At 73.4% G+C, this 14,013-nt stretch carries 14 protein-coding genes; 9 read left to right on the forward strand and 5 right to left on the reverse strand.

Features of this window, described 5'->3' with window-relative positions:
- Positions 1-104 precede the first annotated feature (104 nt).
- Positions 105-824 (reverse strand): response regulator, encoded by a 720-nt coding sequence (locus MKK55_RS00950; RefSeq protein ID WP_243932848.1) that lies wholly within the window; start codon positions 822-824, stop codon positions 105-107.
- A 212-nt stretch (positions 825-1,036) separates the two neighbouring features.
- Here MKK55_RS00950 and MKK55_RS00955 point away from each other — a divergent pair, with 212 nt between their 5' ends.
- The 4 genes from MKK55_RS00955 (at position 1,037) to MKK55_RS00970 (ending at position 4,411) form a co-directional block, all read left to right on the forward strand.
- Positions 1,037-2,425 carry a DUF1800 family protein gene (locus MKK55_RS00955; protein ID WP_243932849.1) on the forward strand — a complete coding sequence of 463 codons (1,389 nt, stop codon included), beginning with the start codon at positions 1,037-1,039 and terminating at the stop codon, positions 2,423-2,425.
- A 4-nt stretch (positions 2,426-2,429) separates the two neighbouring features.
- The gene (locus MKK55_RS00960; RefSeq protein ID WP_243932850.1) at positions 2,430-3,647 is read left to right on the forward strand and encodes a DUF1501 domain-containing protein; all 1,218 of its coding nucleotides are present in this window, start codon (positions 2,430-2,432) and stop codon (positions 3,645-3,647) included.
- Positions 3,648-3,727: 80 nt separating this feature from the next.
- Complete coding sequence (locus tag MKK55_RS00965) at positions 3,728-4,006, forward strand: GCG_CRPN prefix-to-repeats domain-containing protein (RefSeq protein WP_243932851.1); 279 nt, start codon at positions 3,728-3,730, stop codon at positions 4,004-4,006.
- 66 nt (positions 4,007-4,072) lie between these two features.
- Complete coding sequence (locus MKK55_RS00970) at positions 4,073-4,411, forward strand: GCG_CRPN prefix-to-repeats domain-containing protein (protein ID WP_243932852.1); 339 nt, start codon at positions 4,073-4,075, stop codon at positions 4,409-4,411.
- A 73-nt stretch (positions 4,412-4,484) separates the two neighbouring features.
- On the opposite strand, the gene chrA is transcribed toward MKK55_RS00970, so the two are convergent.
- Both chrA and MKK55_RS00980 read right to left on the reverse strand, forming a co-directional pair.
- On the reverse strand, positions 4,485-5,897 hold the full coding sequence (gene chrA / locus MKK55_RS00975) for a chromate efflux transporter (protein WP_409565996.1): 1,413 nt from the start codon (positions 5,895-5,897) through the stop codon (positions 4,485-4,487).
- A 49-nt stretch (positions 5,898-5,946) separates the two neighbouring features.
- Positions 5,947-7,209 carry a hemolysin family protein gene (locus MKK55_RS00980; protein ID WP_279593214.1) on the reverse strand — a complete coding sequence of 421 codons (1,263 nt, stop codon included), beginning with the start codon at positions 7,207-7,209 and terminating at the stop codon, positions 5,947-5,949.
- Positions 7,210-7,462: 253 nt separating this feature from the next.
- On the opposite strand from MKK55_RS00980, the gene MKK55_RS00985 reads away from it, so the two are divergent.
- From MKK55_RS00985 to MKK55_RS00995, 3 genes are all read left to right on the forward strand, one after another.
- Positions 7,463-8,392 (forward strand): ring-cleaving dioxygenase, encoded by a 930-nt coding sequence (locus tag MKK55_RS00985; RefSeq protein WP_243932853.1) that lies wholly within the window; start codon positions 7,463-7,465, stop codon positions 8,390-8,392.
- A gap of 66 nt (positions 8,393-8,458) precedes the next feature.
- Complete coding sequence (locus MKK55_RS00990; RefSeq protein WP_243932854.1) at positions 8,459-9,085, forward strand: alpha/beta hydrolase; 627 nt, start codon at positions 8,459-8,461, stop codon at positions 9,083-9,085.
- A gap of 153 nt (positions 9,086-9,238) precedes the next feature.
- Entirely contained in the window at positions 9,239-9,613 is a 375-nt protein-coding gene (locus MKK55_RS00995; RefSeq protein WP_243932855.1) for a hypothetical protein, read from the forward strand.
- Positions 9,614-9,679: 66 nt separating this feature from the next.
- Here the strand turns inward: MKK55_RS00995 and MKK55_RS01000 are convergent, their stop codons facing one another.
- Both MKK55_RS01000 and MKK55_RS01005 read right to left on the reverse strand, forming a co-directional pair.
- Positions 9,680-11,098, reverse strand: a complete 1,419-nt coding sequence (locus MKK55_RS01000) for a TAXI family TRAP transporter solute-binding subunit (RefSeq protein ID WP_243932856.1) — start codon at positions 11,096-11,098, stop codon at positions 9,680-9,682.
- 371 nt (positions 11,099-11,469) lie between these two features.
- Positions 11,470-12,141, reverse strand: a complete 672-nt coding sequence (locus tag MKK55_RS01005; protein ID WP_187275532.1) for a sigma-70 family RNA polymerase sigma factor — start codon at positions 12,139-12,141, stop codon at positions 11,470-11,472.
- 357 nt (positions 12,142-12,498) lie between these two features.
- Between MKK55_RS01005 and MKK55_RS01010 the strand changes: the two genes are divergently transcribed.
- Positions 12,499-12,798 carry a LysM peptidoglycan-binding domain-containing protein gene (locus MKK55_RS01010; protein WP_405043211.1) on the forward strand — a complete coding sequence of 100 codons (300 nt, stop codon included), beginning with the start codon at positions 12,499-12,501 and terminating at the stop codon, positions 12,796-12,798.
- Positions 12,799-12,939: 141 nt separating this feature from the next.
- Positions 12,940-14,013, forward strand: a 1,074-nt coding sequence (locus MKK55_RS01015; RefSeq protein ID WP_243932857.1) for a PAS domain S-box protein, incomplete at its 3' end; no start/stop codon positions are given.

Raw genomic sequence — 14,013 nt, forward strand, 5'->3', positions numbered from 1 at the left:
CGCCTCGCTCGCGAACATCGCGAAGGCCGCGGCCTGCGCGGCCACCACCGCCAGCACCAGGAGCAGCGCCAGCCGCCAGACGAGCGAGCGCGGCACGAGGCGGCTCACCGGACCTCCCGCACGTCGGTGGCGAAGACGTAGCCGCCGCCCCACACCGTCTTGAGCAGCTCGGGATGGGCGGGATCGCGCTCGAGCTTGCGCCGAAGCCGGCTGACCTGGTTGTCGATGCTGCGGTCGAAGGCCTGGGCCGTGCGGCCGCTCGTCAGGTCGAGGAGCTGGTCGCGCGTTAGCACCACCCGCGGGCGCCGCACCAGCGCGGCGAGCAGGCGGAACTCCGCGGTGCTGAGCACGACCGCCTCACCCGCCCCGTCGACGAGCTCGCGCCGGTCGCTATCCAGGATCCAGCGGTCGAAGGCGAGGCGCCGCGCGCCGGGTTCGGCGCGCTCGCGCGGCAGGGCGGCGGCCCGGCGCAGCAGGTTCTTCACCCGGGCGAGCAGCTCCCGCGGGTCGAACGGCTTGGTCACGTAGTCGTCCGCGCCGATCTCCAGCCCGACGATGCGGTCGGTCTGCTCGGCCATCGCGGTCAGCAGGATCACCGGCGTGTCGTGCACCTCGCGGATGTGGCGACAGAGCGAGAGCCCGTCCTCGCCGGGCATCATCACGTCGAGGACGACGAGGTCGATGGCGCTGGTGCCGAGGATCGCCCGCGCCGCCGCGGCGTCGGCCGCCACGCTCACCCGCAGGTCGTGCCGGCGCAGGTAGGCGGCCAGCGGATCGCGGATGTCGCGGTGGTCGTCGACGACCAGCAGGTGGGCAGCGTCCATGTCGTCGAGCCTTCGTCGTCGGGCCTTCCGCCGGCCGATCCTAGCGGCCGGGCCGGCCGGACCGCGCGGAAACAACGTCGCAAGATGTAACCGCCCGCCGGGCCTGCGACAGCTCGGCAAGAAAGTCTTCGAACCTGGGATCGTTGCGCGACAGGCGTGCGCGAAGGTCCGATCCAAGCCGCCGGTTCGGCGCGCCGCGAGGGATCGAAGCGATGACCACGGATGCGGTCCTTGCACTCAACCGGTTCGGGATCGGCGCACGGCCGGGCCAGACCGCCCGCATCGCCGGCGATCCCCGCGGATGGCTCGCCGCGCAGCTGTCCCAGCCCGCGGCGGCCCTGATCGACGATCCCGCGCTCCTGCCGTCCGATGCGGCGGCTCGCAGCCTCGCGCAGGCCCGGAACGCCAAGCGGGACCGGGCGGCGGCCGAACCCGCTTCGATGCCGGCTGCGCCCCCCCAGCCCGCGCCTCCGCCGTCCGCCGACCCCGGGCAGGTCCGGCGAACCATCGAGCGCGCCGAGGTCGAGGCGCGGCTCGCGCACGGCGCGGCGACGGAGGCCGGCTTCGTCGAGCGGCTGGCGCTTTTCTTCACCAACCACTTTGCGGTCTCGAGCGACAAGGGGCCGGTCCGCGTGCTGGCCGGCGCCTTCGAGCGCGAGGCGATCCGCCCGCACGTGCTCGGGCGCTTCGCCGACATGCTGCGGGCGGTGCAGCGCCACCCGGCGATGCTGGTCTACCTCGACAATCAGCGCTCCGTCGGCCCCGGCTCGCCGGCCGGGGCACGGCGCGGCCTCGGCCTCAACGAGAACCTCGCCCGCGAGACGCTGGAGCTGCACACGCTCGGCGTCGACGGCGGCTACGGCCAGGCCGACGTCACGGCGCTGGCCGGGGTTCTCACCGGCCGGGGCTGGGTGCCGCCGCGGGCCGACCGGCCGGATGCCGGGCGCTTCCTGTTCGCCGCGAGCCGGCACGAGCCCGGCCCGGCGACGATCCTCGGCCGGACCTACGAACCGGGCGGCCTGGAGCAGGGCGACGCGGTGCTGGACGCGCTCGCGCGCCATCCGGCGACGGCCCGCCATCTCGCCCGCAAGCTCGCGACCCACTTCATCGCCGACGATCCGCCCGAGAGCGCGGTGGCGCGGCTCGCCGCCGCCTATCGCGACGGCGACGGCGATCTCGCCGCGATGGCCGCCGCGCTGGTCGCGACGCCGGAGGCGTGGGAGCCGGCGCCGCGCAAGTTCAAGACGCCCTACGAGTTCGTGCTGAGCGCGCTCCGGCTCGTCCCCGGTGCCGACCGACGCGACGGCCGCGTGCCGCGGGCGCTCGCCGCCTTCGGGCAGCGCACCTTCGCGCCGCCGAGCCCCCGCGGCTGGCCGGACGCCGCCGCCGAATGGCTCGCGCCGCACGCCTTCAAGGCCCGGATCGATTGGGCCGCCGAAGCCTGCGAGCGGGCGCCGCCCGCCGGCAACCCGGTCGCGCTCGCCGAGGACGCGTTCGGTCCGCTGCTCTCCGCGCCGACCCGGCGCGAGATCGCCCGGGCCGAGACCGGGGCGCAGGGCCTCGCCCTGCTCCTGATGAGCCCGGAATTCCAGCGGAGATAGCGCGATGCGGCTCAACCCACCGACCTGCGGCAGCCTGCCGACCCGTCGCGGCCTGCTCGCCGCCGGCTCGACGCTCGCGGCCGCCGGCCTGATGCCGCGGATCGCTTCGGCCGCGACCCGCGACCCGCGCTTCGTCTTCGTGATCCTGCGCGGCGCGCTCGACGGTCTCGCCTTCCTCCCGGCGATCGGCGATCCGGCCTATGCCGCCTTGCGCGGCCCGCTGGCACTGCCGGCGTCGGGCGCCGGCGCGGCGCTGCCGCTCGGCGGCCTGTTCGGCCTCAACCCGAACCTGCCGTTCCTCAAGGGGCTGTTCGATGCCCGCGAGGCCTTGATGCTGCACGCGGTGGCGACGCCCTATCGCGAGCGTTCGCATTTCGACGGGCAGGACGTCCTGGAGAACGGCACCCCGAGCCCGAACGGCAGCGGGACCGGCTGGCTCAATCGCGCGGCCGCCCTGCTGCCGTCCGCCGGCCCGGCCCGCGGACGCGACCTCTTCGCCTGCGGCGCGACGGTGCCCCTGGTGATGCGCGGGCCCGCCCCGGTGATGAGCTGGTCGCCCGGCAACCTGCGCGCGCCGCTCGACGACACGGTGATGCGGCTGGAGCGTCTCTACGGCGAGCGCGATCCGGCCCTGCTGGCGGCGCTGACCGAAAGCAACCGTCTCGACGCGATGCTGCCGGAGGGGGGGCAAGCGGTCGGCGGTCCCGGCCGCATCTACGCCACCCTGGCCGCGGCGGCGGGGCGGATGCTCGCCCGCCCCGACGGGCCTCGGATCGCGACCCTAGCGCTCGACGGCTGGGACACCCATGCCGCGGAGGGGCCGGCCTCGGGCCGCCTCGCCCACCTCCTCAAGGCGCTCGACGACGCGCTGGCGGCGCTGAAGGCGGAGCTCGGCCCCGCCTGGGGCGACACCGTGGTCGCGGTCGCCACCGAGTTCGGCCGCACCGCGCACGCCAACGGCACCGACGGGACCGACCACGGCACCGCGGCGGCCGCCTTCCTCGCTGGTGGAGCCGTAGCCGGCGGGCGGGTCGTCGCCGACTGGCCGGGCCTCGCACCCGCGGCCCTGCTCGAGGGCCGCGACCTGCGCCCGACCACGGACCTGCGCGCCGTGCTGAAGGGTGTTCTGCGCGACCATCTCGGCCTCCCCGACCGGGCGCTGGCCGACACCGTCTTCCCGGGCAGCGGAGGCGTCGCGCCGATGCGCGACCTCCTCGCCTGATCCCCCGTTTCCGGGATTCGAACCCGGAAGATCCCCGGCGCGACCGGACGGGCCGCGCCTTCCATGTCCAGGAGACTCGAATGGTGAGACGACGTCTCGGCGCCTGCATCCTCGCCGGCAGCTTGGCCGGCACCCTCGCCGCGGCCGCCCCGGCCTCGGCGCTTCCCCTCGCCGGGCTCGCCGGCCCGGACGCGACCATCGTCCAGGTCTACGGCGGCTGCGGCCCGTTCGGCCATCGCGGACCCTACGGCGGCTGCCGACCCGGCGGGCAGGCCGGCGGCTACGTCCGCGGCCGCTCGTGCCCGCCGGGCTTCCACATCGGCCCGGCCGGCCGACGCTGCCGGCCGAACCGCTTCTGACGACCCGTCACGAACGACCGATGCCGGCGGCGTGCCGCCGGCCCTCACCCGTCACAGGAGGATTCCATGAAGGCATCGTTCATCACCACCCCGGTCGCGGCGGGGATCGTCGCCCTCGGCCTCGTCGGCGCGAGTGCCAGCGTCGCCGAGGCCCGCGACGGCTGCGGCCCCGGATTCCACCGCGGGTTCTACGGCTATTGCCGCCCGAACTTCGGCTACCGGCCGTTCGTCTACCGTCGCTTCGTGCATCGCCCCGCCTTCTACGGCTACCGGCGCTTCGCCTACGGCCCGCGCTGGCATCGCTGGGGCGGCCACCGTCACGTCGGCTGGGGCGGCTGGCACCGCGGATGGGGCGGCCATCGCGGATGGGGCGGCCACCACGGCGGCTGGCATCATCGCTGGTGATCGCCGGCGCACGTGAACCTGAGCCGCGTCGCCGCCTTCGCAGCGGCGCGGTTCCCGACGACGCGCGCGCAGCCTATCCGACCAGGCCGGCGAGGTGCAGGAGGATGCCGGCCACCGCGCAGGCCGCCAGCGTCGGGATCACGCCGGCCTTGAGCCGGAACACGGCGACGAGCGCCGCGACGGCGAGGACGAGCGCCCACGGATTCAGGCTCGCGAGCACCGGAAGCTCGAGGCGGATCGGCCCGAGGGCGACGGGTTCGAGGCGGGCGAACAGCGTGTGCAGCGCGAACCAGACCGCGAGGTTCAGGATCACCCCGACCACCGCCGCCGTGATCGCCGAGAGCGCGCCGGCCAGCGCCCGGTCGCCGCGCAGGCGCTCGACGTAGGGCGCGCCGACGAAGATCCAGAGGAAGCACGGCGCGAAGGTGACCCAGGTGGTGAGCAGGCCCCCGAGCGTGCCGGCGAGCAGCGGCGGCAGGCTGCCCGGATTGCGGAACGCGGCGAGGAAGCCGACGAACTGCGTGACCATGATCAGCGGCCCCGGCGTCGTCTCGGCCATGCCGAGCCCGTCGAGCATCTCGCCCGGCCGGAGCCAGCCGAACTGCCCGACCGCCTGCTGGGCGACGTAGGCCAGCACCGCGTAGGCGCCGCCGAAGGTCACCATCGCCATCTTCGAGAAGAACAGGGCGATCTGCCCGAACACGTTGTCGGGCCCGAGGATGGCGACGATCGCCGCGACCGGCGTCAGCCAGAGCGCGGCCCAGACAACCGCCGTCAGGAGCGTGCGCGCGGGGGCGTCCCGCTCCTGCGGCAGCGCCGCGTCGCCGATGAGGTACGGTCCGGCATCCGTCCTGCCGGCCGCTCCGTGGCCGCCGCCGACCCGGAACTGCGGCAGGCCGGCCCGGCCCCCGAGATAGCCGGCGAGGCCCGCGGCCAGGACGATCAGCGGGAACGGCAGGTCGAACAGGAACAGCGCGACGAACGAGGCCGCCGCCAGCGCGACCATCGGTGCGCTCTTCAGGGCGCGCCGGCCGATGCGGAGCACCGCCTCGGCGACGATGGCCAGCACCGCCGCCTTCAACCCGAAGAACAGGCCGGCGACGACGCCAACGTTGCCCGACAGCGCGTAGACCCAGCTCAGCGCCATGATCGCGACGAGGCCCGGCAGCACGAACAGGCCGCCCGCGACCAGCCCGCCGCGCGTGCCGTGCATCAGCCAGCCGATATAGGTCGCGAGCTGCTGCGCCTCCGGCCCCGGAAGCAGCGTGCAGAAGTTCAGCGCGTGCAGGAAGCGGTCCTCGGAGATCCAGCGCCGCTCCTCGACCAGGATGCGGTGCATCACCGCGATCTGCCCGGCCGGGCCGCCGAAGGAGAGCGCGGCGATGCGGCCCCAGACGGGGACGGCCTCGGCGAGGCCGACCGCCGGCGGGGCCGTGCGGGGCGGCGCGGCGCGGCCGGGCATCGGGATCTCGGGGCCGTCGGCCATGTCGGGGTTCGCCTCCCACCCCGCCGCCTCGGCCGGGGCGTCCGGTGTGCTACGCGGTGGCGCGGGAGGCCAGCACCTTGTCGATCCGGCGCCCGTCCATGTCGATGACCTCGAAGCGCCAGCCGCCGGCCTCGAAGGCGTCGCCCGCCGCAGGGATGCGGCCGAGCTGGTAGATCACGTAGCCGGCCAGCGTCGTGAAGTCGTCGGAATCCGGCGGCTCGGCGAGCCCGAGCCGCTCGAACGCCTGGCGGGCCGGGATCATCCCGTCGATCAGGAGCGAGCCGTCGGCCCGCTCGACCACGTCGGGCTCCTCGCCGGGCTCCGGGATGTCGCCGGCGATCGCCTCGAGCAGGTCCGTCTGGGTGACGATGCCCTCCAGGGTGCCGTACTCGTCCACGACCACGGCCATGCGCATCGGCTGGCTCTGGAAGGTCTCCAGCACCGCCAGGATCGTCATGCTCTCGTGGACGACGATCGGCGCCTGCGTCGCGGAGGCGATGTCGATCGCCCGCCCGTCGAGCACCTGATCGAGCAGGTCCTGCTTGCGGACCACGCCGACGAGCTCGTCGACCTGGCCCCGGCTGACCACCACCTGGGCGTGCCCGCAGGCGCGCATGGCCTTGAGGATCGCCTCCTGCTCCGCGTCGGCGTCGACCCACTCGACCTCGTGGCGCGGGGTCATGATGTCGCTGACTCGGCGCTCGCCGATGGCGAAGATCCGCTCCACCGCCTCCTGCTGGACCTCGCGGATCAGGCCGGCCTCCTGGCTCGCCTGGATCAGCAGGTTGAGCTCGGCGGTCGAGTGCAGCGAGCCCTCGCCGTGGCCCGGCTGGAGTCCGAACAGCCGCAGCACGCCGTTGCCGAGCCCGTTGAGGAACAGGATCGCCGGCCGGAACACGAACAGGAACAGGGCCAGGGGGCGGACCACCGCGAGCGCGGTGCGCTCGCTGCGCTGGAGGGCGAGGCTCTTGGGCGCGAGCTCGCCGAGCACGATGTGCAGCGACGTGATCAGGGCGAAGGCGATCGCCACCGCGATGGAGTGGGCGGCCACCGGCCCGAGCGACAGCGGCAGCCCGTCGACCGCCGGCGCGATCAGGTGGGCGAGCGCCGGCTCGCCGACCCAGCCGAGCGCCAGCGACGACAGGGTGATGCCGAGCTGCGTCGCGGCGAGATGCGCATCGAGGCGGTCAGTCGCCCGCTGCAGCGCCGTCGCGTTCGCGCGCCGCTCGGAGACGAGCTCGGCGACGCGGCTCCGGCGTACCGAGACCAGGGCGAACTCCGCCGCCACGAAGAACCCGTTGGCCAGCACCAGGACGAGGACCGCGAGCAGTCCCAGCGCGGTCGCCCATGCATCGTCGGAAATTCGCTGTCTCCCCGCGTGTCGAACGCCCCGCCATAGCAGCCGGAGCGTCGCCCGGCCACGCCGAAGGTCGCGGAAGGCGGGCGGACCGTTCGATGTAAAATCAGAAACGATGCGTTTCCATCGTTTCGATTTCAATCGGACGGCGCAATCCTCAAGTGAGGTCCATCACCAGCGCCCAAGGGCGCCAGGCAGGAGAAGCCTCATGTCCGAGATCGGCCTCCACCACGTCACCGCCTTTTCCGGCCCGGCGGCACGCAACCGCGACTTCTACACCCGCGTGCTCGGGCTGCGGCTCGTCAAGACGACCGTCAACTTCGACGACCCGGGCACCTACCATCTCTATTACGGCGACGAGGCCGGGCAGCCCGGCACGCTGCTGACCTTCTTCCCGATCGCGCATGCGGCTGCCGGCCGGGTTGGGGTCGGCGAGACGCAGGAGACCGCCTTCCGGGTGCCGCGGGCCTCGATCGGCTGGTGGGTCCACCGCTTCGTCGCGATGAATGTCGACCACCAGGCCCCGTCGAGCGCGTTCGGCGAGCCGACCCTGCGCTTCCGCGATCCCGACGGGATGCGGCTGGCCCTGGTGGGCGTCGAGGAGGCCGGCCCGGCGCCGACCCGGGACGGCGGCGACGTGCCGGCCGAGCACGCGTTGCGCGGCCTTCACGGCGTCACGCTGCTCCTGGCCGAGGCCGGCCCGACGGCCGCGATCCTCACCGACGGCCTCGGGTTCCGCGAGGCCGCACGCGACGGCGCATCGATCCGCTACGCCGGCAGCGCGGCGGCCGGCGGGTTCGTGACGCTCGCCACGGCGGCCGACCGTTCGAGCGGGCGGCCGGGGGCCGGATCGGTGCACCACATCGCCTTCCGGGCGGCCGACGACGCGGCCCAGGCGGCGACGGTGGACCGGCTCTCGACCCACCACCGCCTCGCCGTGACCGAGCAGCGCGACCGACAGTACTTCCGCTCGGTGTATTTCCGCGAGCCCGGCGGCGTGCTGTTCGAGATCGCGACCGACGTGCCGGGCTTCACCGTCGACGAGCCGCTCGCCACCCTGGGCAGCGCCCTGAAGCTGCCCGCCGGCCTCGAGCCGCACCGGGCGCGGATCGCGGCCGCGCTGCCCGACCTCGCCTGATCCGTCGTCCCGCCCCGCGCGAATGCGGGGCGGGATCGTCCTGCCCCACGCTTTGGGAGCCCGAACATGCCCAACCCCGATCTCGGCTTCGTCCACCGCTTCGAGCCGGGCCGCGCCCCCGTCCGGCCCCTCCTCCTCCTGCACGGCACCGGCGGCGACGAGACCGACCTGCTGCCCCTCGGTCGCATGGTCGCTCCCGGCGCGGCCCTGCTGTCGCCGCGCGGGCCGGTCCTCGAGAACGGCATGCCGCGCTTCTTCCGCCGGTTGTCCGAGGGCGTGTTCGATGCTGCGGACGTGCGGCGCCGGGCGGCCGACCTCGCTGGGTTCGTCGCCGCGGCGCGAGCGCGCTACGGGCTTCCGGCGCCGTTGGCGCTCGGCTTCTCGAACGGCGCCAACATCGCCGCCGCGGTGATGCTGCTGCACCCCGAGGCGCTGGTGGGCGCCGTGCTGCTCCGGGCGATGATGCCGCTGTCCGACCCCGCGCCGGCGGACCTCTCGGGCCGGCCGGTGCTGATGCTCTCGGGCGCGGCCGACCCGATCGTCCCGGGCGACAACGCGGCAGGGCTGGCCGCGCTGCTCGCCGCGGCCGGCGCCCGCGTCGAGCACGCGGTCCTCCCGGGCGGCCACGGCCTGTCGCAGGCCGACGTCACCCGGATCGAGGCCTGGATGACGCGCGAGGCGCCCCTGCCCTGACGCTCGGGCCGGGCGCGTTGCGCCCGCCCAGGGCCATCCCGTCGTCAGGCTCCGCCTTGGGTCGGCGCCTGCATGACGGCGCGTCGGGGTGTAGGGAGGGAACGCGCGCGCGCTGAAACCGTCGGTGCAGCGTACAAGGATCGGAACAACCCCATGGACGCCGAGCTCGCCTCCAGCCTGCGACGGGCCACCGCCGCCGCCCGGCGCCACGCCGAGAAGTTCGTCGGCCCTGTCGGCGCGGACGCCCTCCCGTGGTCGGTGGTCGATGCCTTCGATGCCGAGATCCGCGGCTCGGTCGAGCGCGACCGGCGGATCGAGGACGAGCGCGACCGCGTGCTGATCGCCGCGGTGAAGCTCGCCGACACCCGGCCGGAGGACGGGGCCGAGGCGATCGAGGCGGCCCGCGATCACCTGGTGGCGGCGATCGACTACCTGGAGCAGGCGGTGCTGCGGTTCGGCGTCGTCAACCGCGCCGGCGCGAAGCGCGGCTTCGGCTCGGCCGGCCAGCCGGTGACCGCGAGGACGTGACGTCGCCGCCGAAGCCGGGGTCTCGCCGACATCCTTTCGCACATCCTCGGCAGGCGCGAAGCGCCGTCAGCCCTCGCCGCCGCCCGCCAGGTGAAGCCTCGGCCTGAAGGGCGGCTTGCTGCCGGGGGCGTCGCCTCCGGACACCGCGTTGCGGGCATCGGCCACGGTCGCCTTGGCGGTCTCGATGGCGATGCCGACGGCGGCCATGGTCCGCATCTCCGGCGCACGCTCGCGGGCGTAGCGGACCACGTCCGTCGCGAGCCGGTCGATCTCCCTGTTCAGGGCCTCGATGGCGGCCGGGTCGCGCAGGGTCGGGGCCTCGTCGATGATCGCCAGCAGCCGATCCGTCACCTCGTCGATCCGTTCGCGGCGCAGGCCGGCCAACCGCTGGCGGAGCCAGGCCACGGCCGAGAACAGGCCGCCGGCCAGGGCCGCCAGCAGGTAGAGGGTGTCGCCGTAGCGGTCGACGAAGCTGTGCTGCTCGCGCTCGTAATAGTCGATCGCGCCGGGATGGATCGGGATTCGCGCGCTCGTGGCCGCGACCGTCGTGTCGTAGGCCGGCGCCAGCACGTACTCGGCCGCGTCGCTGGTCTTGGCGGCGGCGGTGCGCAGCTCGAACAGGTGCTGGGTCACGTCGGCCGCGACCACCCGGCTCAGGGAGGCTCGGGCCATCAGCCGGTACGAGGCGCCGACCGTCTTGACGTCGTCGCCCGGCAGCTTGGGCTTGCCGCCGAACAATCCCCCGGGGACCGTGACGGCCTGCAGGCGCGGGAAGCGCTCGATGAGGGCGGCGTCGTCGGGCACGCCGACGAAGTTGACCTTGCCGCCCTTGCTGACGGCCTTCACCGCCTCGACGAGGGCCAAGGCCTTCGGCGCCGACGGGGCGATGATGCTGACGATCGCGTCGACCTTCCTGGCCTGGACAGCGGTGCCGACCTCGGTCGCCTCGACCGGGACGAGCAGGACGGAATGGGCCGGGACCTTCGCCCCGGCGACCTCGGTCTCCAGGGTGAGGCCGTAATAGCCGAGGAGGCTCTTCAGCAGGGAGAAGTCAGCGTCCTTGTGCGCGGCGATGCCGAGGCGCCTGCCGCCGAGCTTGGGGAAGTCGTCGATCCCGGCCGCCTCCGGCGAGACGATGATCATGGCCTGGTCCCGTAGGATCGCGAGGGTCAGGCCGTTGGTCGGCAGGTCGACGTCGGGCCGGACCACCGCAAGGTCGGCGCGCCCGTCCTGGAGCGCCGCAGCGCTCTCGCGGACGTCGTCGAACGGGAGGATCTTGAGGCGGACGTTCTCGCCGCCGGCGTCGAGGGCGTCGGCATAGGCCTTGATCAGTCCGGGCTCGGTGCCGTCCCGCGGGGCGACCGCGATGACCAGCGTCGTCGCCTGGGCGAGGTAGATCGCGAGCGCGGCGGCCGCGAGGAGGACGGCGATGGCCGCCACGGCGAGCGTGCCGCGCGTGAGCAGCCATGGCGGAGCCTTCGGCATCGTCGCGATCGATCCACGGGAAACGGAGAATGCCCCGATCGCCTGAACGACCGGGGGCGGCATCGGCTCCGCCGCGGAACGGACGATGTGGTCAGATCGAGAAAACGTGAAGCGGCGTCGGGGCTCGAGGCGGATCCGCGAGCTTCCGACGGTCACGATGCCTGCTTGCCGGGGGGCCTGACGGATCGCACGCCGTGCCGAACCCGAACGCGGCGCCGCCGTAGACGAGGGCGACCGCTTTCAGAAGGCATCTCGCAACGCGGGCGCACTTTGCGCGAGGTCGCCGTCGACTCCCGCCCGGTCCTGCGTGGAGGCGGCTGTCGGATCGAACGGGGCCGTCGGCTCGCGCGCTCCCTCGGCCGCCGCATCCCTCACGCGATGCCCAGGATCTGCGAAAGGCGCTCGCGCGCCCGGCTGACCCGGCTCTTCACCGTGCCCGGCTGGCACCCGAGGACGAGGGCCGCTTCCTCGTAGGGCAGGCCCTCCAGCACCACGAGGAGCAGGGTCTCGCGCTGGTCGACGGGGAGCTCGGCCAGGGCGGTCTGCAGCTCGATCAGCCCGATCCGATGCTCCTGCTCGGCCGGCGACGTCAGCGCCGCGGCGAAGGCACCGTCGACGTCGCGGACCTCGCGCCGGTAGCGCTTGCCCTGGTTGATGTGCGCATTGCGCAGGATCGTGAACAGCCAGGCGACGAGGTTCGTGCCGGCCTGGAAGCGGGAGCGGTGCTCCCACGCCTTCAGCAGCGTCGCCTGGACCAGGTCGTCGGCCTCGGCCGCGCTCCGGGTGCGCATCATCGCGAAGCGGCGCAGGCGCGGCACCGCCGCGATCAGGCTGTCGCTGAACGCCTTCGAGACCTGCCGTTCCGCCTGGGCGTCCAGCAGGGCGGCCCTGAGCCGAAGCAGGACCTGGCCGAGCCTCGTCTCGGGGTCGGCGTCGGCGACCGCTGGGAAGAGCTCGTCCAGTCGCCGGCCGATCATGTCCTGAACATGACGGGGCAACCCCTCGTTCGGCGAGAGTTCTTCGGACGCAGTACTGATGTGCATGAGGAGGGGGCGTCCTTTGTTCGTAGAGGAAGTCGCTTTGCCTGCCCCTCTACGGTCCGGCTCGTGCCCCGGGTTCTGGATGATCGATCACGTTCACGTCAATGATCCGGCTATACCAGTTCACGCCGAGCCCGGCCGCGGAACCCCGGCATCGCGACGTCGTCCCGGGCATCGCTCGGACCGCGGGCGACGCCGATGCCGATGCCCCTGGCGCGCGCGTTCGCCGGAACAGCCGAGCGCCGACGATGGCGCCCACGGGGCATGGTGCGGCCTGCCGATCGGTTTGCATGCCGCTCCTGTTCGTCGCGTTCTGACGTTGCCGGCCGGCGTCGAGGACCGCGGTGCAGGGACGCGGCCTTGCTTTCGCTCATCGGCCTGCTTGTCGGGATCGGGCCGCGGGCGCGGCGTCGAGCCGGGGGCCTGCACGGTCCGGCTCGATCAGGTCGCGGCGACGGCCTGTGGAAGATCGGCCGGCGCACCTACGGCGCGGGCGACCGGTACGCGGTGATCGACGACGCCAACCGGAGCCAGATCCGCGATCCCGGCCTGATCGATCCCGGGCAGATCTTCGTGCGGCCGGGCGAAGACGCGACGATGGCCGAGAAGGACGAGAGGCGCGGCCGACCGGTCGAGGCGGTCGTCCAGGCGACGCCTTGAAGGATGAGGCGGGGCGGCTGGCGGCGCGCCCCCAGCACAGGCGTCCGACTGTACCAGTTCGGCCGAAAACAAATCCTGGAACCGCGGGCGGACGTCGCTGTTTCGCGCTTCGGTTTTCTTGCGGTCGAGAAGGTGGGCAGGGTGGTTGCGGGCGTCGACAGGCACGAGCTCCGGCAGATCGTCGCCGGCCTCAGCGAAGGGGTGATCCTGGTCGAGCCCGACCAGACCATCGCCTACGCCAACGCGGCAGCGCTTGCCATGCACGGCGCCGAATCCCTCGGCGAGCTCGGCGAGACGGTGGAGATCTACCGCGAGCGCTTCGCCCTGCGCTACCGCAACAACCACACCCCGAACCAGTATCCGATGGAGCGGGTCGTTTCCGGAGAGCGCTTCCACGACGTCATCGTCGACGTGAAGCGCACCGACCGGCCCGGTGTCGACTTCGTCCATTCCCTGCGCAGCCTCGTGGCGACCGACCACGCGGGCACGCCGAGCTGCCTCGCGCTGATCCTCAAGGACGTTTCGGAGCAGTTCGAGGCCGAGGACCGCTTCGAGACCACCTTCAACGCCAACCCGGCCCCGGCGGTGATCTGCCGCCTGTCCGACCTGCGTCACGTCAAGGTCAACACCGGCTTCCTCGAGATGACCGGCTACACCCGCGATGCCGTGATCGGCCGCAGCGTCTACGAGGTCGACGTACTGGCCAACGCCCGCAACCGCGACCTGGCGGTCAACCGGCTCAACGCCGGCGCCACGATCCCGCAGATGGAGGCGTGCCTCGACCTGCCGGACGGCGGCACACGGTTCGTGATCGTCGCCGGCCAGCCGATGGAGCTGGGCGACGAGCCGTGCATGCTGTTCACCTTCGCCGACCTCGAGCTGCGCAAGAAGGCCGAGACGGCGCTGCATGAGCGCATCGGAGGAATCCATGGGCGTGCGGCGCGTCAGGCGGGTTCGAGGATCGGTTCGGATGCGGCCGGCGCCGGCGCGGCGGGCGGGCTTACGTTCATCAGCAGGCCGCAGATCCGCACGATGGTGTCCTTCAGCGCGCCGAGTACCTGCTCGAGCACGGCACGCAAGATCGACCCGCGGGTGCTGCTCGGCCTCCAGGCCGCCGCCGAGGACGACCTCGACGCGCGCCCCTCGCATCACGGCGCGGGCGAGGATCACGACCACGACGACTTCGAGACCGTGGCGCTCCCGGTCCGCACGGCG

The sequence above is a fragment of the Methylobacterium sp. J-059 genome, from assembly GCF_022829485.1.
In the GTDB taxonomy this organism is placed as follows: Bacteria; Pseudomonadota; Alphaproteobacteria; order Rhizobiales; family Beijerinckiaceae; genus Methylobacterium.

Bases quoted from the DNA above. Each gene is read 5' to 3' on its own strand.
- MKK55_RS00950 (WP_243932848.1), bottom strand. From the start codon at position 824: ATGGACGCTGCCCACCTGCTGGTCGTCGACGACCACCGCGACATCCGC.
- MKK55_RS00955 (WP_243932849.1), top strand. From the start codon at position 1,037: ATGACCACGGATGCGGTCCTTGCACTCAACCGGTTCGGGATCGGCGCA.
- MKK55_RS00960 (WP_243932850.1), top strand. From the start codon at position 2,430: ATGCGGCTCAACCCACCGACCTGCGGCAGCCTGCCGACCCGTCGCGGC.
- MKK55_RS00965 (WP_243932851.1), top strand. From the start codon at position 3,728: ATGGTGAGACGACGTCTCGGCGCCTGCATCCTCGCCGGCAGCTTGGCC.
- MKK55_RS00970 (WP_243932852.1), top strand. From the start codon at position 4,073: ATGAAGGCATCGTTCATCACCACCCCGGTCGCGGCGGGGATCGTCGCC.
- chrA (WP_409565996.1), bottom strand. From the start codon at position 5,897: ATGGCCGACGGCCCCGAGATCCCGATGCCCGGCCGCGCCGCGCCGCCC.
- MKK55_RS00985 (WP_243932853.1), top strand. From the start codon at position 7,463: ATGTCCGAGATCGGCCTCCACCACGTCACCGCCTTTTCCGGCCCGGCG.
- MKK55_RS00990 (WP_243932854.1), top strand. From the start codon at position 8,459: ATGCCCAACCCCGATCTCGGCTTCGTCCACCGCTTCGAGCCGGGCCGC.
- MKK55_RS00995 (WP_243932855.1), top strand. From the start codon at position 9,239: ATGGACGCCGAGCTCGCCTCCAGCCTGCGACGGGCCACCGCCGCCGCC.
- MKK55_RS01000 (WP_243932856.1), bottom strand. From the start codon at position 11,098: ATGCCGAAGGCTCCGCCATGGCTGCTCACGCGCGGCACGCTCGCCGTG.
- MKK55_RS01005 (WP_187275532.1), bottom strand. From the start codon at position 12,141: ATGCACATCAGTACTGCGTCCGAAGAACTCTCGCCGAACGAGGGGTTG.